The organism is Aureimonas phyllosphaerae, assembly GCF_900113065.1.
GTDB classification, from domain to species: Bacteria; Pseudomonadota; Alphaproteobacteria; order Rhizobiales; family Rhizobiaceae; genus Aureimonas; species Aureimonas phyllosphaerae.
In genome coordinates, this window is record NZ_FOOA01000007.1 from 151572 (window position 1) to 169081 (window position 17510).

Sequence of the window (17510 nt, forward strand, 5' to 3'; positions counted from 1 at the left end):
AGACCGGACCGATGCAGAGCTTCCCGAATGCCGGCGGCGGCGCGATCGTCGAGGCGATGGCCGCGCGGATCGTCGAGAACAAGGCCTACCTGTCGGAGATCGACGGCAAGATCGGCGACGGCGACCATGGCGTGAACATGGCCAAGGGCTTCGGCATGGCGGCCGAGCGGCTGAAGGACCGCGACGCGTCGCTCGCGGACGCGTTCGCGCTTCTCGGCGAGGTGCTGATGGGCGAGATCGGCGGTTCGATGGGCCCGCTCTACGGCATGACCTTCACCGAATTCGCCGAAGCCATCGAGGGTCGGGACGCGATCGACGCCGCCCTGTTCTCGACCATGCTGCACAAGGGCCTCGAAGGCGTGCAGTCGATCGGCTCGGCCAAGGTCGGCGACAAGACGCTGCTCGACACGTTCGTGCCGGCGGTGGAGGCCTTCGATGCGGCGAACGCCGAGGGCAAGTCCTTCGCCGAGGCGCTGGATGCGCTGGTGGCGGCCGCCGAAAAGGGGCGCGACTCGACGATCGACCTCGTGGCGAAGATCGGCCGGGCGAGCCGCCTCGGCGAGCGCTCGCGCGGCGTGCTCGATGCGGGCGCGACGTCCTGCGCGATGATCCTCAAAAGCCTTGCGGACGGCGCCAAAGCACGGCTCGCCTGAGCGGCATCGCGTCTGGCAAGACGAAATCGGGAAGGGGAGGGTCCGCGGATCCTCCCCTTTTTCTGTGCGAGACGGAAACCCGCGCGATCCGCGCATCGCCCAACGCAAAACGCCCTGCCGGGGGAGGACCGGCAGGGCGTCATGGGTAAAGCCCGCGTGGGAGGAACGCGGGCTTCGATCCGCTTCGGCCGTTGGGAGGAGAGTGGCCGACGCGAAAATCTTGAGAGGATCAGTCGAGGCCCCGCGGGTGCCGCTTCCGTTTCTCTGATGCTTCGAACATAGGGGTTCGGATCGAAATGCTGTAGTGCAAAAACCGCATAGCTGCATTGCGGTATAAGTCTGCGGATTTCCCATCCGAGACCAAAATGCCACAGGACCGTAGCCGCCTATTCATCATTCTGTCATATGGGATGACAGGTTCCCTTACGGACTCTAGCGTGCTGCGCAGACTGTGGGGACACGATGCAGCATCTGGAATTTCGAAACGGCTTCGCCAAGCTCCTGGCGGGCGTAATGACCCTTACCCTTCTCGGGGCCCTCTTTTCGTGGTGGACACTGGGTCTGCCTTTGGCCGCGCACGAGAATGGTCCACTGGAATGGGTTCAGGAGGCGGCTCTCCTGGCGGCGGCCGTATTCTCCGGCGCAGCGGCTGCCGGACTAAGAGGCCCCGAGCGCATCGCCGCCTATCTCGCCACCCTTCTTTACCTCGTGTTCCTCCTGCGAGAACTGGAACTGCCGCCGGTCGGTCCGGTGACCACCTATCTCGCCTCGGATGCATTCCGCTGGCATGAGGCGCTGGCGCTCGTGGTTCTCGTCCTGCCCTGCCTCGTTCGCGGGTGGCGTCACTGGCGCACCTTCCTCGCCTACGGACTCAGCCTGCGCGGCTGGCCCTTTGCCGTGGCGGCCGGTCTCGTCGGCCTCGGGGCCGTGTTCGACGGTGCGCCGCATTTTGCCGGCGTTGCCTGGCTCGGCACGTTCCTCGAGGAAACGGCCGAGCTCCTTGGCTATGTCGTGCTGGCGACTGCGGCCGGCTGGGTTCTCGCCGGCATCCGCAGCGAGGCGACGACGGATGCCGTCGCCCTGCGCGGCGCCGATCCGATCGGCTCTCAGTAGCCGATCGCGGCGCCCGCGGTCGCGCGGCTGTCGATCGCGCCGAAGAAGCGCTCCTTCGAAGCCGGGTCCCGCGCGGCAAGGCTCGGACCGCCGATCAGGATGCCCGCCGCCTCACCCCAGACCGGCCAGTCCGGATCCTCGGCGACCTTGTGGCCCTTGGCAGCCAGAAGCGCGATCGTGTCCGGCGACAGGGCGTGCGGCTCGATCGTGATGCGGTCGGGCTGCCACTGGTGGTGGATGCGCGGCGCGTCGATCGCCTCCTGGATGTCCATCCCGTGCTCGATGACGTTGAGGATTGCCTCCAGCGTGATGGTGATGATGCGCGAGCCACCGGGACTGCCGATCACCATCAGCGGCTCGCCGTCCTTCGAGACCACCGTCGGGCTCATCGAGGAGAGCGGTGACTTACCCGGCTCGATCGCGTTGGCCTCGCCCTGCACGAGGCCGTAGAGATTGGGAACGCCGGGCTTCTGCGTGAAGTCGTCCATCTCGTTGTTGAGGAGGACGCCGGTGCCGGGGGCGACGACCCGCGCGCCGAACGAGCCGTTCAGGGTGTAGGTGACGGCCACCGCGTTGCCGTCCTTGTCGACGATCGAGTAGTGCGTCGTCTCATGGCTCTCGCCCATGCCGGCCGGCTTGAGGTCGGCGGAGACACCCGCGCGGTTCGGGTCGATCTTGGCGCGGATTTCAGCCGCGTGCTCCTCGGACAGGAGCTTGTCGACCGGGTTGTTGACGAAGTCCGGGTCGCCGAGCGCCGAGTTCCGGTCGACATAGGCATGGCGCATCGCCTCGGCCATCAGGTGGACGGTCTCGACCGAGCCGAACCCGGTATAGGCGATCGGGTAGGCCTTCAGGATGTTGAGGATCTCGCAGATGATGACACCGCCGGAGCTCGGCGGCGGCGAGGAGACGATCTCGTAGCCCTTGTAGTCGCAGCGGATGGGCGCGAGTTCGCGGACCTTGTAGCCTTCGAAGTCGGCGGTCTCGAGGATGCCGCCATGGGCCCGCGAGGCTGCGACGATCGCCTGCGCTGCCGGCCCGCGGTAGAAGCCGTCGGGTCCGCGTTCCGAGATCGTCCGCAGGACGCCGGCGAGATCGCCCTGCACCAAGCGCTCGCCCACCGCATAGGGCGTCGTGCCGCCTTTCAGGAAGATCGCGGCGGCCGCCGGGTCCTTGGCGAGGTCCGCATTGCCCTCCCGGAAGCTCGCGACGTCGCCAGGCGAGAGCGCGAAGCCGTCGCTGGCGAGCCGGATCGCCGGGGCGAGGAGGTCGGGCCGCTCGCGCGTGCCATAGCGCTCGCGCGCGTACTCGAAGCCAGCGACCGAGCCGGGCACGCCGACCGCGAGATAGCCGTCGGTGGACAGGCCCTCGACCGGGTTGCCGTCCTTGTCGAGATACATGTCGCGGGTCGCCCGGCCGGGCGCGCGCTCTCGGAAGTCGATGAAAGTCGAGCGGCCGTCCTTGAGGCGGATCGTCATGAAGCCGCCGCCGCCGAGATTGCCGGCAGTCGGATAGGTGACGGCCAGCGCATAGCCGACGGCGACCGCGGCATCCACCGCGTTGCCGCCCGCCTTCAGGACGTCGACGCCGACCTCGCTCGCCAGTCGCTGGGCAGTGACGACCAAGCCGTTCTCGCCGGCGACAGGCGCGGGCGAGGCGGCGAAGGCGGCGGCGGTCTGCAGGAGGCAGAGCGTCAGGACGCCGGCCTGGCCGGCGCGCGCAAGGCGATGGATGGACATCAGAGGCTCCCCGATCTCTTCGACCCGAGGGAGGATGGCCCAAGTCGGCCGCGCTGTCGAAACGAAAGCGACACGAACCTGTCGTTCGCGTGAAACGGAGCATGGGCAGAACGAGGCCGATCCGAAGGAGGACGCCATGCTCGCCCGCTTCAGCCGCCTTGTCAGCGCCCGTCGCCGCCGCCTTGCGTCGCTCGACGCCATCCGTCACCTCGACGCGCGGCTGCTCGCCGATGTGGGGCTCCGTCGTGCGGGAGCCGGCCGGCTTGTCGAGCGCCTTCCGGCCGCCGGCTGACCCCTCAGCCCTTCACGTCGATCCGGCGGCTCTCGGACACCACGGTCTCGCCGTTGCGCACCACGTCGACGGCGACGGTCCAGGGGCCGGGCGCCAGCGGACGCTTGCGGCCGGCAAAGGCGGAGTAGACCGCCTTGTTGCTGTCAACCGGGGGGCTCGATCCCTCGTAAAACGGCGTGCCGTCCGGCGCCGTCATGCGGAAGGCGAGCGTATCGCCCTTCGACAGGTTGTTGACCAAGGCCCAGACGATCGCCGCATTGCCGCCGGCCGGCGGGGTCGGCGGTCCGCCCTCGACGACGAGGCGCGCGTAGTCGACCGGGGCGGCCGCAAGACCGAGGCCGAGAACCGCGGTCGAGCCCTTGGACAGGGTGGCGACGGCCGCCGGGTCGAACAGCGTGCCGGCAAAGGCCGGGCCGGACGAGCAGCCGGCGCCGACCGTTCTCCCGCTCGCCGGATCGATCTTCTCGCCGTTGCGGCGCACCGACAGGTGGACATGCGGGAACTCGGCGGCGCCCGACGCACCGATCTGCCCGAGCACCGTGCCTGCCTCGACCCGGTCGCCGGTCTTCACGCGGATGCTGCCGCGTCGCAGATGACAGACCTGCGTTTCCCAGCCGTCGCCGTTGTCGATCACCACGCCGTTGCCGCACTCGACGCCCTTGACGCTGTCGCGCGATTCGCGGGTCGACCCGATCAGCCGGTCGGGCATCGCGTCGCGAACGCCCTTCACTGTGCCCGCAGCGGGCGCGATCACGTCGACGCCCCGCGCCACGTCGGCCATGGAGCGTACACGAATGTCGAGCCCGTCGTGCCCGTCATAGGCGGCCATGCCGCAGAACGGATCGCTGGCGCCGGGGCCGGCGTCCATGTCGGGCCACTGCTGGACGAAGCAGTCCTGCCCGATCGTGCATGCGACGGGCAGGCCGAGCCGGAATTCGGCGCGGGCCGCCGGGATACCGGTCCCGAGCGCCGCGGCGGCAAGGGCGGCGATGATCGCGTGGCGTCTCATAAAAAGGGTCCGCTCCCATCAGGTGTCCCGTCGCCGAGGCGTCGGCTGCAAATCGGGCACAGGCATGGCGGGAACCGTCGGCGCAGGGGGCATCCGGGGCTTCGGAGGGTTTGTCAGGGGCTTGCGCGTTCGGCTAAGGGTCGGACGCCCCACGAGCGCCAGCGGACGCCAGGACGAATCATGGTCGCCATCGACATCGCCACCCGGGTCTGGAACCACACGTTCAAGCTCGACCCCATCGTCCGCTCGCTGCTCGACACGGACTTCTACAAGCTCCTGATGCTGCAGATGGTGTGGGGGCTGCACGGCGACACCGACGTCACCTTCCGCCTGATCAACCGCACCAAGACCGTGCGCGTCGCCGACGAGATCGACGAGGGCGAGTTGCGCGCCCAGCTCGACCACGCGCGCTCGGTCCGCTTCTCCAAGCGCGAGATGATCTGGCTGGCCGGCAACACGTTCTATGGCGAGCGCCAGATCTTCCGCCCCGCCTTCCTCGAATGGCTGAAGGACTTCCAGCTTCCGCCTTACGAATTGTCCAAGCGCGACGGCCAGTACGAGCTGATGTTCTTCGGCCGCTGGACCGACACGATGATGTGGGAGATCCCGGCGCTCGCCATCATCAACGAACTGCGCTCGCGCGCGGCGATGAAGACCTATCGCCGCTTCGAGCTCGACGTTCTCTACGCCCGCGCCAAGGCCAAGATGTGGGAGAAGGTCGAACGTCTCGACAAGCTGCCGGCGATCCGCATCTCCGACTTCGGCACGCGCCGCCGCCACTCGTTCCTGTGGCAGCGCTGGTGCGTCGAGGCGCTGAAGGAAAAGCTCGGCCCCCGCTTCATCGGCTCGTCCAACGTGCTCCTCGCGATGGAGGCCGATCTGGAGGCCATCGGCACCAACGCGCACGAGCTACCGATGGTCGCGGCCGCGCTCGCCGACACCGAGGCCGAGCTGCGCGAGGCGCCCTACCGGGTGCTCGAGGAGTGGCAGAGCTGGTACGGCGGCAACCTCCTCGTGGTTCTGCCCGACGCCTTCGGCACCGCCTCGTTCCTCGAGCGCGCGCCCGACTGGGTCGGCAACTGGACGGGGTTCCGCCCCGATTCCGCCCCGCCGATCGAGGGCGGCGAGGCGATCATGACGTGGTGGCGCTCGAAGGGGATCGATCCGCGCGAGAAGCTTCTCGTCTTCTCCGACGGGATGGACATCGACACGATCGAGGAGACCTATCGCCATTTCGACGGTCGCGTGCGCATGAGCTTCGGCTGGGGCACCAATCTCACGAACGACTTCCGCGGCGTCGCGCCGGAGGAGAACTTCGGCCTCCACCCGATCTCGCTGGTCTGCAAGGTGATGGAGGCGAACGGCCGCCCGGCGGTGAAGCTGTCCGACAATCCGGCCAAGGCGACGGGCCGGCCGGAGGACATCGAGCGCTATCGCCGAGTGTTCGGCACGGCGGCGAAAATTCCGCGCGAGGTCGTGGTTTGAGAATATCGTCCCTTCAAGCCCGCGCCGTCTTCGTGCAAACGGGTGGGTGATGACCTCAGCGGGGCTTTTGCTGCACCGCATCCGGCTCTATCTCCGGGGCCGACACACGATCTCTTGCCCGAAGGTTCGATCATGACCGCCACCGCCGAGACCGCGGCCCAGGCTTCCGGCGCGCCGAGCTTCCCGATCCCCGCCAACGTCTTCGCCGAGACGGTGACCGAGGTGAAGCACTACACCGACTCGCTGTTCAAGTTCCGGATGACACGGCCCGCGAGCTTCCGCTTCCGCACAGGCGAGTTCGCGATGATCGGCTTGCCCAACGCCGAGAAGCCGGTGTTCCGCGCCTATTCGATCGCGAGCCCTTCCTGGGACGAGGAACTCGAGTTCTTCTCGATCAAGGTGCCGAACGGACCGCTCACCGAGCACCTGCAGAAGATCCAGCCGGGCGACACGGTCCTGATGCGCAAGAAGCCGACGGGCACGCTGGTGCTCGACGCGCTCCTGCCGGGCAAGCGGCTCTATCTCTTCTCGACCGGCACCGGCATCGCGCCCTTCGCCGGCACGATCCGCGACCCGGAGACCTACGAGAAGTTCGATCAGGTCATCCTGACCCACACGACGCGCACGCTGGCCGAACTTCATTACGGCGAAGAACTCGTCGAGGCGCTGAAGACCGACGAGATCCTCGCCGAGATCAGCCAGGGCAAGCTCCTCTACCACGGCTCGGCCACCCGCGAGGGCGAGCACAAGGGCGAGCGCATCACGACGCTGATGGAGACCGGCAAGCTCTTCACGGATCTCGGCGTGCCGCCGATCGATCCGGCCGAGGACCGCGCGATGATCTGCGGCTCGATGGCGATGCTAAAGGATACGGCCGCCATGTGCGAGCGCTTCGGCCTCGTCGAGGGTTCCAACGCCAATCCCGGCACCTATGTCGTGGAGCGCGCCTTCGTCGACTGATAGAACGGGGCTCGTTTCCCGCCGGAGAGCCCCGATGACCGTCTGGACGCCCGTCGCCGACTTCGACGCCGCCTACGACAATTCGGCGGCGGTGCCGGGCTCCGCCGCCATCATCGCCGAACTCCCGCGCCTGGCCGCCGCCTATCGCGAGGCGGCCGGTGTGCGAGGTTTTGCCGAGTTCGACATTCCCTACGGTCCGCACGAGCGGCATCGGCTGGACCTCTTCCGGCCCGACCGCGATACGCCGGCCGGCCTCGTCGTCTATGTCCACGGCGGCTACTGGAAGGCGCTCGACAAGTCGGTCTGGTCGCATCTGGCGAGGGGCGCGCGCGACAACGGGTTCGCGGTCGCCGTCCCGAGCTATCGCCTGGCGCCGGAAGCGCGCGTCGCCGAGATCGGCGAGGACGTGGCGCGAGCCATCGTCTACGCCGCGGGTCTCGTCGCGGGCCCGATCCGCCTCGTCGGCCATTCCGCCGGCGGTCACCTCGTGGCGCGCCAGATCGCGAGCGATTCGCCGCTGCCTGCTCCCGTCATGTCCCGCATCGATCTGGTGGTGCCGATTAGCGGCCTGTCGGATCTGCGCCCCATCAGGCGCACGCGGATGAACGACGTCCTGCGCATCGACGAGCGCGAGGCGCAGGCGGAAAGCCCGGCATTGCTCGAGCCGGTCGTCGACTGCCGGATCGAGGCCGTGGTCGGGGCGGACGAGCTTCCCGAGCTGCGCCGCCAGACGGACGCGCTCGCCTCGGCCTGGGCGGGGCTCGGCGCGCGCATCACCGCGACCGAGCTGCCCGGCACCCATCACTTCGACGTCGTCGAGAGCCTCGGTCAGGCCTCCGGCCGGCTGTCGCGGCTTTTGACGGGCGGCGCGCCGCTCTGATAGGCGAAGGCCGGAGGTCCCCCATGCAAGCCATCTTCGTTCAGTTCAAGTGCCGCCCGGGCAAGGCCTATGCGGTCGCCTCGGCCCTAGTCGAGACGGTCGAGGAAATCTCGGAGGTCTATTCGACGTCGGGCCAGTACGACCTCATCGCCAAGTTCTATCTCGAGGCCGGGCGCGACATCGGCCACTTCGTCACCGAGCGCCTGCAGGTGCTCGACGGCGTGTCCGACACGTTCACGACGGTCGCCTTCAAGGCGTTCGGACGCGCCTGACCGATGGCGCATAAGTCCTGCCGCCTGGCCGCGCTGGTCTCCTCGCCGGACGAGGCGCGACGGGCCCTCGAGGCGGGGGCCGACTACGTGCTCGCCCCGACGCGCCGCGATCGCTCCGGCCTCGGCGTGCCCGACCGATTGAAGGGCGACGGCGAGCAGACGCTGTATGCGATCGCTGCCGACGAGTCCCTCCCGTCCGAGCCGCGTCGGGTGCGCAGCGTCGAGACGCCGGCCGATCCCGCCGCGCTGCGGGGCGACGCGGGCGGCATCGTCCTTCTCGATCCCGGCCGGCCGATCCTGCGCGCCTTCTCCGCCGAGACCATCGCCAACCACATCGCGGCGTGCCGCGCGGCCGGCGCCGAATGCTGGCTGGCCGGTGCGCTGGAACTCCCCGACATTCCGCGGTTGATGGCCCTCTCGCCGGACGTCTTGGTGGTCGAGGGCTTCGACGAGGCGGCGCTGGCTCAAGCCGGCCGGATGCTGCGCTCGGCCGAAGCGCCGCTCGCCGATGCGCCGACCGATCTCATCCGCGTCACCAACTTCATCCTGCAGGCGCGGGTCGGGGCCTACGGCTTCGAGCGCGAACGCAACCAGCGCATCCGCTTCAGCGTCGAGGCGGCCGTCCGGCGTTCGGTCGCGGGCGTGCCGAGGGCGATGGGCGACGTCTATTCCTACGACATCGTCATGGACGCCGCGCGACGGTTGTGCGAGCGCGGGCACACCGACCTCGTGGAGACGTTGGCCGAGGAACTCGCGGTCGAGCTTCTGACGGATCGCCGCGTCGCCGAGGTGATGGTGCGTGTGGAAAAGCTCGACCTCGGGCCGGAAGCGGTCGGCATCGAGATCCGACGTCGGGCGATCGGTTAGAGCGAGCTTGCCTCGGGCTCACGCGTGCGTGAGAAGGAACCTTCCAACCCGCAGGAAACTTGTTCAAAATACGGCGCGGGGCAGGATCGCCGCGTGCGTATATCGGTTGAGTCGGGAGTTGCCTGAAATGAAGGACGTCCTCGTCGTCAAGTTCGGCGGAAGCTCGATCGCGTCGACGGACCTGCGCAAGTGGGTCGAGGCGATCGAGAAGTCCAAGCGCCGCCTCGTGGTCGTGCCCGGCGGCGGTCCGTTCGCCAAGCTCGTGCGCCAGTACCAGACCCGCATCGGCTACGACGACGACGCGGCCCATCGCATGGCGATCCTTGGCATGGAGCAGTTCGGCCACGCGCTGGCGAGTCTGGGCACGCGCCTGCGCCCCGCCGCGACGCTGGATGCGATCGCCGCCGCGCACGGCGAGGGCCTGATCCCCGTCTGGATGCCGGCCAAGCTCGTCATCCGCGCCGACGAGATCGAGCACACCTGGAGCACCACGTCGGACAGCCTTGCCGCTTGGCTCGCCGGTCAGTTCCAGGGCGCCTCCCTCTGCCTCATCAAGCAGATCGACCTGCCGGCCGGCTCCACGATCGAGGCCGTCTCGGCCGCGGGCGTCGTCGACACCGGCTTTGCCAGCCTCCTCCATCCGGCCACGCGCGTCTTCGTCGCCGGACCGTCCGATCTGGCCGTTGCCGGTCGGCGGCTGGCGGAAGGCGCCGTCCCCGGTCGCGAGGTGACGCACGAGAAGCAGAACGGCTTCGTCGAAGCCGCGCAGTGACGCTCCTCGACGACGCGCCCGCCGGTTCGGATACGCCGTTTCTCGCCGCCTCGCCGCCGCGCCTCCAGCGCGCTCAGGGCGAGGCGCGCGCGAGCGTCGGGCCGGTCCCGCGAGGGCCCGGCACCCGCACCGCCATCCGCCGCCTCCATCAGGCCGGTTGCCTGAAGCTGCGATTTCCGCGTCTGGCGGACGGCGAGTGTCAGGCCGTCGTCATCAACACCTCGGGAGGCCTGACCGGCGGCGACCGGTTGGCGCTCGGCTTCGAGGTCGAGCCGCGCGGAGCCCTCACCGTCACCACGCAGGCCTGCGAGCGCGTCTACCGCTCGGTGGGCGGCACAGCGGATGTCGATCTGTCGATGCGGCTCGGACCCGAAGCCTCGCTCGCCTACCTGCCGCAGGAGACGATCCTCTTCGAGGGTGGGCGCCTGTCGCGCCGCCTAACGCTCGATGCCGCCGCCGACAGCCGGTTCCTGCTTCTGGAAAGCGTCATTCTCGGCCGCGCGGCGATGGGCGAGACGGTCGCCGACGGCCTCGTCGCCGATCGCTGGCGCATCCGGCGCGAGGGGCGGCTGGTTTTGGCCGAAGACCTGCGTCTCGGGGGCGACATCGCGGCGCTCGGGCGGGAGAGCGCGACGCTCGGTGGCGGCCGCGCCTTCTCGACGCTGGTCTGGCAGGGACTGGACGCCGCCGGGATGCTGGCGAACGTGCGCGCTGGGCTGGGCCCGACCGAAGGCGCGAGCCTCGTCGATGGTCTTCTCGTGGTGCGGGTCGTGGCGGCGGACGGCTACACCTTGAGGAAACGCCTCATGCTGCTGATTGGCCGTCTGGCGCATGCCCCGCTGCCGCTAGTATGGTCGATGTGAATCCTGCGACCGATCGGAATCGAGCCTGATGAACCTGACCCCGCGCGAGAAGGACAAACTCTTGGTGGCCATGGCGGCGATCGTGGCGCGCAAGCGCCTCGAACGCGGCGTGAAGCTCAATCATCCAGAGGCGATCGCCCTGATCACCGATTTCGTGGTTGAGGGCGCGCGCGACGGGCGCTCGGTGGCCGACCTGATGGAGGCGGGCGCCCATGTCGTCACCCGCGAGCAGGTGATGGAGGGCATCGCAGAGATGATCCACGACATTCAGGTCGAGGCGACGTTCCCGGACGGCACCAAGCTCGTCACTGTGCACGAGCCGATTCGCTGAAAGCCGCGCCCGGCACCATCGCGACGACCTGATCGTGCGGCGTGGTGACGATGAAGCGGTAGCTCCGCGTCGCATGCGAATAGTAGGCCGGGCCGCTTGTCCCGTTCATCGTCACGGTGCGGACCTGGAAGGGTTCCGGCGCGCCTGCGGGGATCGCCGTGCCCGCCGTTCCCAGGATGGCCGCCGCCAGCGCGAAGGCGCCCGTCAGCTTGCGTTTCATGGTCGCTCATTCCCTGTGCCGCCGGTTCTATCGTCGTTCGGCGCTTGCCCGCCGCCGCTGACCGGCTTGTCTCATCGAAAACTAGCAGCGCGAGGTTTCGATCCGGTGTCGCTCGATCGAGCCCGCCAAAGCGGTCGCTTCGGACCCTCGGCTTTGACAGGTTCAGCCCGCGACGCCATGATCGCGGGACACGAGGTGACCGGCAGGCAGGCGACGACGATGATCCCAGGCGAAATCCTGACGCGCGAGGGCGAGATCGTTCTCAACGAGGGGCGTGAGGCGCTGAGCCTGAAGGTCGCCAACACTGGCGATCGCCCGATTCAGGTCGGGTCGCACTATCATTTCGCCGAGACGAACCCGGCGCTCGACTTCGACCGCGCCGCCGCGCGCGGGATGCGCCTCGACATCGCTGCCGGCACCGCCGTGCGGTTTGAGCCCGGACAGTCGCGCGACGTGCGCCTGATCGCCCTCTCGGGCGACCGGCAGGTCCATGGCTTCAACGGTCGGGTCGGCGGCGCCTTGGACGGCTGACCGCCTTCCGGTCGCTCAGTTGCCGCGCGAATCCGGGGTCGCGTTCGGGCCCATGCGCAGCGCCGAGCGAATGGCGCCGAGATCGACGTTCACGCGCGGGCGCGGGATGTTGTAGAGCGAGGCCGGACCGGCGCCGGCCTGGCCGTATCCCGTGCCGTTCGAGCCGCTGGAGCCGAGCGTTCCGTCGCTGCCGATCGTCGACGCCGCGCCGACATTGCCGGTGCGCGCGGCCGCATCCGCGTTGATCGGGTTGAGCGTGGTGGAACCTGCCGTCGCGCGCTGCTGCGTCGAGGTCGCGCTGGAGCCGACGCCGCCGGACGAGCCGATCGGGTTGCTCGCGCCGCCAAGGCTCGGCGTCAGGCCCGTACCCGTCGTGCCGCCGCTGCTGCCGACGCTGGAGCCGCCGGTTCCCGACGACCCGACCGAGTTCGACGCACCGCCGAGCGACTGTGCGCCGGCCGGGACCGCGATCGACACGGCGGCGAGGGTGGCAAGACCGAGAAGCGACGACGAAGCGCGGCGCATGGGACGGGCCTTTCGAGGTTGGGGCGCTCGCGCCGAATCGGTCGCGCGCAGCCCGAAAACAGGGACGGACATCGTATCCGTTCTACAGGCGAAAGTCTGAGCGCTTGTTTAAGTTGCATCCGCCCCGCTAGCGCACGATCCGGGCGCGGCGCGGCGGCGAGATCGGCCGCGTCACGCCGCTGTTGTTGATCACCGAACCGTCAGAGCGCGCGAAGTCGCCCGCCGTGTCTGGACCGATCGTCGAGCGCCCTTCCGCTGCGCGCAGGCGCGTCGAGGTTCCGTCGGCGTCGGGCCGCACGACGCGCGGGCGGAGATAGGAATTGTCGTAGTCGCGCCCGTAGGTCCGCTCCTCCACCGTGTCGCCGAACACCGGCGCGTTCGGGATGGAGAGGGGGCGGGAGGGCGCGCGATAGCCGCCGATCGGGGCGCCCGACATCGACTGGCCGACGACGGAGCCCTGCGGGCCGGGATCGAAGGGCTGAGCAGCGGCCGGGACGGCGAGCGGCGCGGCGGCAGCGAGGGCGAGAAGTGATCGGACGATCATGTGAGGTCTCGTGTTCGAAAGGTGCAACGCGCGAGGTGGGAAAAAAGCTCAAGGCCAAAGCCACAGGAGGAAGACAAGGCGGCTCCGGGCGCTTAAGTCTTTTGCGGTGCAAACGCCCGACGCCGGAGGAGCCGTGTCCACTTCGATCTCCCGCCCCGCCTATGCCGCCATGTATGGGCCGACGACCGGCGACCGCGTCAGGCTGGCCGACACCGATCTCCTGATCGAGGTGGAGAAGGATCTGACCACCTACGGCGAGGAGGTCAAGTTCGGCGGCGGCAAGGTGATCCGCGACGGCATGGGCCAGTCGCAGCGAAGCCGAGCCGAGGGCGCGGTCGACACCGTCATCACCAACGCGCTGATCCTCGACCATTCCGGCATCTACAAGGCCGATATCGGCCTGCGCGGCGGGCGCATCGCGGCCATCGGCAAGGCCGGCAACCCGGACACGCAGCCGGGCGTCACCATCGTCGTCGGACCCGGCACCGAGGCGATCGCGGGCGAGGGCAAGATCGTCACCGCCGGCGGCATCGACAGCCACATCCACTTCATCTGCCCGCAGCAGATCGACGAGGCGCTCTACTCGGGCGTGACCACGATGATCGGTGGCGGCACCGGGCCGGCCCACGGCACGCTCGCGACCACCTGCACGCCGGGCCCCTGGCACCTCGCGCGCATGCTCCAGTCGCTCGACGCCTTCCCGATGAACTTCGCGCTGTCGGGCAAGGGCAACGCCTCGCAGCCGCAGGCGCTGGTCGAGATGGTCAAGGCGGGCGCGGCGGCCCTCAAGCTCCACGAGGACTGGGGCACGACGCCGGCCGCGATCGACTGCTGCCTGTCGGTCGCCGACGACTACGACGTGCAGGTGATGATCCACACCGACACGCTCAACGAATCGGGCTTCGTCGAGAACACGGTGGACGCCTTCAAGGGGCGCACGATCCACGCCTTCCACACGGAAGGCGCGGGCGGCGGCCACGCGCCCGACATCATCAAGGTCTGCGGCCTGCCCAACGTCCTGCCGGGGTCGACCAACCCGACGCGCCCCTACACGGTGAATACCCTGGAAGAGCATCTCGACATGCTCATGGTGTGTCACCACCTCGACGCCTCGATCCCCGAGGACATCGCCTTTGCCGAGTCGCGCATCCGCAAGGAGACCATCGCGGCCGAAGACATCCTCCACGACATCGGCGCCTTCTCGATCGTCTCGTCGGACAGCCAAGCCATGGGCCGCGTCGGCGAGGTGGTGATCCGCACCTGGCAGACCGCCGACAAGATGAAGAAGCAGCGCGGCGCCCTGACGGGCGAGACCGGCGACAACGACAACCTGCGCGCCCGGCGCTATGTTGCGAAATACACGATCAATCCGGCGATCGCCCACGGCCTCTCGCGCGAGATCGGCTCCGTCGAGGTCGGCAAGCGCGCCGACCTCGTAATCTGGGACCCGGCCTTCTTCGGCGTGAAGCCGGCGATGGTGCTGCTCGGCGGCACGATCGCCGCCGCTCCGATGGGCGACCCCAATGCCTCGATCCCGACGCCGCAGCCCATGCACTACCGCCCGATGTTCGGCGCTTTCGGCAAGGCGGTGGGCGCGAGCGGCGTGACCTTCGTCTCCGGCGCCGCGATGGCCGAGAACTTGCGCGAGAAGCTCGGCTGCGAGAAGACGTTCCTCGCGGTCGAGAACACGCGGTCGGGCATCTCGAAGGCCTCGATGATCCTCAACGACGCGACGCCGCACATCGAAGTGAACCCGGAGACCTATGAGGTGCGGGCCGACGGCGAGCCCCTCACCTGCGAGCCCGCCAAGGTGCTGCCGATGGCGCAGCGGTACTTCCTGTTCTAGGCTTCCCGCATGGCCAAGCCGCAGCCCGCCGACCTGCCGCTCTACGAGCGCGACTTCTATGCCTGGACCCAGGACCAGGCGGCGAAGCTGCGCGCGCGGGCGCACAACTCGATCGACTGGGACAACGCGGCGGAGGAACTGGAAAGTTTGGGTGACTCGCAGCGGAACGAGATCGAAAGCCGGATGAACGTGCTGTTGGTTCATCTCCTGAAATGGCGATACCAGCCCGATCGCCGATCCGGCAGTTGGAAAGGTTCGATCGTCGAGCAGCGCAACCGTCTGCAACGCCGGATCGCCAAGAGCCCAAGCCTGAAGGCTTACCCGGCCGAGGTGCTCGGCGACGAATACGCGCTCGCCCGGACTCTTGCCGCAGCCGAAACCGACTTGCCCGAGGACGTCTTCCCGCACGAATGCCCTTTCACGCTCGACGACATCCTGGACCCCGCCTTCTACCCGGACGGCGAATGAAGAGCGTCCGAAAAGCGTTGGCAGTCCTTCTGGCGTCTGTCGGCGGCGCGCATGCCGATCCCTTGACGCTCGACCTGCCGGGAACGCCGGAGCGCATGCGCTTCACCTACGAGTGCTCCGACGGCGTGGCCCGCGTGGTCGAATACGTCAACCTGCCCGACAACGACCTCGCGCTGGTCGAGGCGGGCCCGAGCCGGCGGCTCTTCGTCGGTGTCATTGCCGCGTCCGGCGCGAAATACGCGGCCGGCGCGCAGGTCTGGTGGTCGAAGGGCAGCGAAGCCAGCCTCCTCGACGTCACAAAGGGCGACGCGCCGATCGCCGAATGCCAACAATCCAGGAAAGGGTCACGCGGTTGATCGAGGCGGGAGAGATCCGGGAACGCGGGCAGTGGCAGGGGCCGGCCGACGACACGATCACGCTCGACGAGGCGCAGCGCCATCGCCGGCGGATGGCGATGGTGTCGGATGGCGGCATCGCCTTCCTGCTCGATCTGCCGGAAGCGCGCCTCCTGGTCGAGGGCGACGCGATCGCCCTGTCCGACGGGCGTCTCGTCGAGGTGAAGGCGAAGCCCGAGCCGCTCCTGTCCGTAGAGGGACGCGACGCCGACCATCTCCTGCAGATCGTCTGGCAGATCGGCAACCGGCATCTGCCCTGCCAGATCCGCGACGGGCGCATCCTCCTGCGCCGCGACCATGTGGTGGCGGACATGTTGAAAGGGCTCGGCGCCCATGTCCACGAGGTCGAGGCAGCCTTCGATCCCCTGGACGGAGCCTATGCCGGCGGCCACCAACATGGGGGCCACCGTCACGGCCATGACTGACGGAGTGTCGTCGGACGAGCGAACCGGGCTGGACGGGCTCTTGAAGCTTCAGACCTGGCTATCGCCCGCTTTTCCGATCGGCGCCTTCGGCTATTCGCATGGTCTGGAGGCCGCGATCGCGGACGGCCTCCTTCGGAGGGGCACGGACTGCGAAGCGTGGATCGCGACGCTTCTCCAGCATGGAAGCGGCTGGAACGACCTTGTGCTGCTGGCGGCGGCCTACCGGGCGGATGCCAGCGAGCTTGTCGAGGTCGCCGAACTCGGGCTCGCGATGTCCGGATCGGCCGAGCGGCGGCGGGAGGCGATGGATCTCGGGAGCGCCTTCGGGGAAGCCTCTGTGCCGTGGGGCGACGGAGCCAGCATCGCTGCGACCTACCCGGTCGCGGTCGGCGCGCTGGCGTGCCGCGAGGGGCTGCCGCTCTCGGCCGTCTGCGCCGCCTTCGCCCATGCCTTTGCCGCCAATCTCCTCAGCGTCTGCGTCCGGCTCGTGCCGCTCGGCCAGCGCGAGGCCGTCGCGATCCTGCGCCGGCTGGAACCCGTGCTGGAAGCCGTCGCACGCCGCGCGGCAGCATCCACGCTCGACGATCTCGGCTCGGCTGCGATCCTGTCCGAAATCCAGGCGATGCGTCACGAAACTCTGGAAACGAGGCTGTTCCGCACATGACCACGATCGAGAAGGCCGTCACCTCGCTGCGTCGCAACGGTCCCCTGCGGGTCGGCATCGGTGGTCCCGTGGGTTCGGGCAAGACGACGCTGTGCGAGAAGATCTGCCTTGCCGCCCGCGACCACTGGTCGATCGGCGTCGTCACCAACGACATCTACACGGTGGAGGACGCCGAGGCGCTGGTGCGGCGGCAGGCGCTGCCGGCGGACCGGATCATCGGCGTCGAGACGGGCGGCTGCCCGCACACGGCGATCCGCGAGGACGCCTCGCTCAACCTGCGTGCGATCGCCGATCTGCGGTCGCGCCATCCCGACCTCGACCTCGTGCTGGTGGAATCGGGCGGCGACAATCTCGCCGCGACCTTCTCCCCCGATCTCGTGGATCTCTCGATCTACGTCATCTCGGTCTGCCAGGGTGACGATATCCCCCGCAAGGGTGGGCCGGCGATCACGCGGTCCGACCTCCTCGTCGTCAACAAGACGGACCTTGCCCCTTACGTCGGGGCCGACCTCCAGCGGATGGAGGCGGACGCGGCGCGCGGGCGCAAGGGGCTGCCGACCATCTTCGCCGACCTGTCGCGGAGGGTCGGGCTGGACGACATTCTGGACTTCCTCGCCGCCACCGGAGGACTTCCCGCCCGCGCCAGGGCGGCCTGA

At 68.8% G+C, this 17510-nt stretch carries 23 protein-coding genes; 18 read left to right on the plus strand and 5 right to left on the minus strand.

Annotated elements, in window-relative coordinates:
* Window positions 1-11 precede the first annotated feature (11 nt).
* Both dhaL and BM175_RS11065 read left to right on the plus strand, forming a co-directional pair.
* Window positions 12-653: a dihydroxyacetone kinase subunit DhaL gene (dhaL, locus tag BM175_RS11060; protein ID WP_090962972.1), complete on the plus strand. Its 642-nt coding sequence runs from the start codon at window positions 12-14 to the stop codon at window positions 651-653.
* Window positions 654-1115: 462 nt separating this feature from the next.
* Entirely contained in the window at window positions 1116-1766 is a 651-nt protein-coding gene (locus BM175_RS11065; RefSeq protein ID WP_090962974.1) for a hypothetical protein, read from the plus strand.
* On the opposite strand, the gene ggt is transcribed toward BM175_RS11065, so the two are convergent.
* On the minus strand, window positions 1760-3505 hold the full coding sequence (ggt, locus tag BM175_RS11070; protein WP_090962976.1) for a gamma-glutamyltransferase: 1746 nt from the start codon (window positions 3503-3505) through the stop codon (window positions 1760-1762). The genes BM175_RS11065 and ggt overlap by 7 nt on opposite strands.
* A 136-nt stretch (window positions 3506-3641) precedes the next feature.
* Here ggt and BM175_RS22715 point away from each other — a divergent pair, with 136 nt between their 5' ends.
* Window positions 3642-3797, plus strand: coding sequence for a hypothetical protein (locus tag BM175_RS22715; protein ID WP_175526830.1), 156 nt, complete (start codon window positions 3642-3644; stop codon window positions 3795-3797).
* 4 nt (window positions 3798-3801) lie between these two features.
* Here BM175_RS22715 and BM175_RS11080 read toward each other — a convergent pair whose 3' ends face one another.
* Window positions 3802-4806 carry a M23 family metallopeptidase gene (locus tag BM175_RS11080; RefSeq protein ID WP_090962980.1) on the minus strand — a complete coding sequence of 335 codons (1005 nt, stop codon included), beginning with the start codon at window positions 4804-4806 and terminating at the stop codon, window positions 3802-3804.
* Between the two features lie 180 nt (window positions 4807-4986).
* On the opposite strand from BM175_RS11080, the gene pncB reads away from it, so the two are divergent.
* The 8 genes from pncB (at window position 4987) to BM175_RS11120 (ending at window position 11236) form a co-directional block, all read left to right on the plus strand.
* Complete coding sequence (gene pncB / locus BM175_RS11085; protein WP_090962982.1) at window positions 4987-6291, plus strand: nicotinate phosphoribosyltransferase; 1305 nt, start codon at window positions 4987-4989, stop codon at window positions 6289-6291.
* Window positions 6292-6423: 132 nt separating this feature from the next.
* Window positions 6424-7251, plus strand: coding sequence for a ferredoxin--NADP reductase (locus tag BM175_RS11090; RefSeq protein ID WP_090962984.1), 828 nt, complete (start codon window positions 6424-6426; stop codon window positions 7249-7251).
* A 34-nt stretch (window positions 7252-7285) separates the two neighbouring features.
* Window positions 7286-8131 carry an alpha/beta hydrolase gene (locus BM175_RS11095; protein ID WP_090962985.1) on the plus strand — a complete coding sequence of 282 codons (846 nt, stop codon included), beginning with the start codon at window positions 7286-7288 and terminating at the stop codon, window positions 8129-8131.
* 23 nt (window positions 8132-8154) lie between these two features.
* The gene (locus BM175_RS11100) at window positions 8155-8403 is read left to right on the plus strand and encodes an Lrp/AsnC ligand binding domain-containing protein (RefSeq protein WP_055886538.1); all 249 of its coding nucleotides are present in this window, start codon (window positions 8155-8157) and stop codon (window positions 8401-8403) included.
* Between the two features lie 3 nt (window positions 8404-8406).
* Window positions 8407-9270 carry a dihydroneopterin aldolase gene (locus tag BM175_RS11105; RefSeq protein WP_090962987.1) on the plus strand — a complete coding sequence of 288 codons (864 nt, stop codon included), beginning with the start codon at window positions 8407-8409 and terminating at the stop codon, window positions 9268-9270.
* 127 nt (window positions 9271-9397) lie between these two features.
* Window positions 9398-10042 (plus strand): amino acid kinase family protein, encoded by a 645-nt coding sequence (locus tag BM175_RS11110; RefSeq protein ID WP_090962989.1) that lies wholly within the window; start codon window positions 9398-9400, stop codon window positions 10040-10042.
* A complete protein-coding gene (locus tag BM175_RS11115; protein ID WP_090962991.1) occupies window positions 10039-10905 on the plus strand; it encodes an urease accessory protein UreD in 867 nt (288 codons plus the stop codon). The genes BM175_RS11110 and BM175_RS11115 overlap by 4 nt, the downstream gene beginning before the upstream one ends.
* Window positions 10906-10933: 28 nt before the next feature.
* Window positions 10934-11236, plus strand: a complete 303-nt coding sequence (locus BM175_RS11120) for an urease subunit gamma (protein WP_090962992.1) — start codon at window positions 10934-10936, stop codon at window positions 11234-11236.
* Here the strand turns inward: BM175_RS11120 and BM175_RS11125 are convergent.
* Window positions 11211-11456, minus strand: a complete 246-nt coding sequence (locus BM175_RS11125) for a hypothetical protein (protein WP_090962993.1) — start codon at window positions 11454-11456, stop codon at window positions 11211-11213. The two genes, BM175_RS11120 and BM175_RS11125, sit on opposite strands and share 26 nt — an antisense overlap.
* A gap of 219 nt (window positions 11457-11675) precedes the next feature.
* Here BM175_RS11125 and BM175_RS11130 point away from each other — a divergent pair, with 219 nt between their 5' ends.
* A complete protein-coding gene (locus tag BM175_RS11130; protein WP_055886582.1) occupies window positions 11676-11987 on the plus strand; it encodes an urease subunit beta in 312 nt (103 codons plus the stop codon).
* Between the two features lie 15 nt (window positions 11988-12002).
* Here BM175_RS11130 and BM175_RS11135 read toward each other — a convergent pair whose 3' ends face one another.
* Window positions 12003-12512, minus strand: a complete 510-nt coding sequence (locus tag BM175_RS11135) for a hypothetical protein (protein WP_090962995.1) — start codon at window positions 12510-12512, stop codon at window positions 12003-12005.
* 127 nt (window positions 12513-12639) lie between these two features.
* Entirely contained in the window at window positions 12640-13056 is a 417-nt protein-coding gene (locus BM175_RS11140; RefSeq protein ID WP_090962997.1) for a hypothetical protein, read from the minus strand.
* A 133-nt stretch (window positions 13057-13189) separates the two neighbouring features.
* Here BM175_RS11140 and ureC point away from each other — a divergent pair, with 133 nt between their 5' ends.
* From ureC to ureG, 6 genes are read left to right on the plus strand one after another with little or no spacing between them, the layout of a single operon-like run.
* Window positions 13190-14902 (plus strand): urease subunit alpha, encoded by a 1713-nt coding sequence (gene ureC / locus BM175_RS11145; protein WP_090962999.1) that lies wholly within the window; start codon window positions 13190-13192, stop codon window positions 14900-14902.
* Window positions 14903-14911: 9 nt separating this feature from the next.
* On the plus strand, window positions 14912-15370 hold the full coding sequence (locus tag BM175_RS11150; protein WP_090963000.1) for a DUF29 domain-containing protein: 459 nt from the start codon (window positions 14912-14914) through the stop codon (window positions 15368-15370).
* A complete protein-coding gene (locus BM175_RS11155; protein WP_090963003.1) occupies window positions 15367-15726 on the plus strand; it encodes an MliC family protein in 360 nt (119 codons plus the stop codon). Before BM175_RS11150 ends, BM175_RS11155 begins: the two co-directional genes overlap by 4 nt.
* Window positions 15723-16190, plus strand: a complete 468-nt coding sequence (locus BM175_RS11160) for an urease accessory protein UreE (protein WP_244545967.1) — start codon at window positions 15723-15725, stop codon at window positions 16188-16190. The genes BM175_RS11155 and BM175_RS11160 overlap by 4 nt, the downstream gene beginning before the upstream one ends.
* A complete protein-coding gene (locus BM175_RS11165) occupies window positions 16183-16854 on the plus strand; it encodes an urease accessory protein UreF (RefSeq protein ID WP_090963007.1) in 672 nt (223 codons plus the stop codon). Before BM175_RS11160 ends, BM175_RS11165 begins: the two co-directional genes overlap by 8 nt.
* Window positions 16851-17510: an urease accessory protein UreG gene (gene ureG / locus BM175_RS11170; protein ID WP_090963009.1), complete on the plus strand. Its 660-nt coding sequence runs from the start codon at window positions 16851-16853 to the stop codon at window positions 17508-17510. Before BM175_RS11165 ends, ureG begins: the two co-directional genes overlap by 4 nt.

Bases quoted from the DNA above. Each gene is read 5' to 3' on its own strand.
- ggt (WP_090962976.1), bottom strand. From the start codon at position 3,505: ATGTCCATCCATCGCCTTGCGCGCGCCGGCCAGGCCGGCGTCCTGACG.
- BM175_RS11110 (WP_090962989.1), top strand. From the start codon at position 9,398: ATGAAGGACGTCCTCGTCGTCAAGTTCGGCGGAAGCTCGATCGCGTCG.
- BM175_RS11130 (WP_055886582.1), top strand. From the start codon at position 11,676: ATGATCCCAGGCGAAATCCTGACGCGCGAGGGCGAGATCGTTCTCAAC.
- BM175_RS22715 (WP_175526830.1), top strand. From the start codon at position 3,642: ATGCTCGCCCGCTTCAGCCGCCTTGTCAGCGCCCGTCGCCGCCGCCTT.
- BM175_RS11135 (WP_090962995.1), bottom strand. From the start codon at position 12,512: ATGCGCCGCGCTTCGTCGTCGCTTCTCGGTCTTGCCACCCTCGCCGCC.
- BM175_RS11120 (WP_090962992.1), top strand. From the start codon at position 10,934: ATGAACCTGACCCCGCGCGAGAAGGACAAACTCTTGGTGGCCATGGCG.
- BM175_RS11065 (WP_090962974.1), top strand. From the start codon at position 1,116: ATGCAGCATCTGGAATTTCGAAACGGCTTCGCCAAGCTCCTGGCGGGC.
- BM175_RS11095 (WP_090962985.1), top strand. From the start codon at position 7,286: ATGACCGTCTGGACGCCCGTCGCCGACTTCGACGCCGCCTACGACAAT.
- BM175_RS11080 (WP_090962980.1), bottom strand. From the start codon at position 4,806: ATGAGACGCCACGCGATCATCGCCGCCCTTGCCGCCGCGGCGCTCGGG.
- pncB (WP_090962982.1), top strand. From the start codon at position 4,987: ATGGTCGCCATCGACATCGCCACCCGGGTCTGGAACCACACGTTCAAG.
- BM175_RS11125 (WP_090962993.1), bottom strand. From the start codon at position 11,456: ATGAAACGCAAGCTGACGGGCGCCTTCGCGCTGGCGGCGGCCATCCTG.
- BM175_RS11105 (WP_090962987.1), top strand. From the start codon at position 8,407: ATGGCGCATAAGTCCTGCCGCCTGGCCGCGCTGGTCTCCTCGCCGGAC.
- BM175_RS11100 (WP_055886538.1), top strand. From the start codon at position 8,155: ATGCAAGCCATCTTCGTTCAGTTCAAGTGCCGCCCGGGCAAGGCCTAT.
- BM175_RS11090 (WP_090962984.1), top strand. From the start codon at position 6,424: ATGACCGCCACCGCCGAGACCGCGGCCCAGGCTTCCGGCGCGCCGAGC.
- BM175_RS11140 (WP_090962997.1), bottom strand. From the start codon at position 13,056: ATGATCGTCCGATCACTTCTCGCCCTCGCTGCCGCCGCGCCGCTCGCC.
- ureG (WP_090963009.1), top strand. From the start codon at position 16,851: ATGACCACGATCGAGAAGGCCGTCACCTCGCTGCGTCGCAACGGTCCC.
- BM175_RS11155 (WP_090963003.1), top strand. From the start codon at position 15,367: ATGAAGAGCGTCCGAAAAGCGTTGGCAGTCCTTCTGGCGTCTGTCGGC.
- BM175_RS11165 (WP_090963007.1), top strand. From the start codon at position 16,183: ATGACTGACGGAGTGTCGTCGGACGAGCGAACCGGGCTGGACGGGCTC.
- BM175_RS11150 (WP_090963000.1), top strand. From the start codon at position 14,912: ATGGCCAAGCCGCAGCCCGCCGACCTGCCGCTCTACGAGCGCGACTTC.
- dhaL (WP_090962972.1), top strand. From the start codon at position 12: ATGCAGAGCTTCCCGAATGCCGGCGGCGGCGCGATCGTCGAGGCGATG.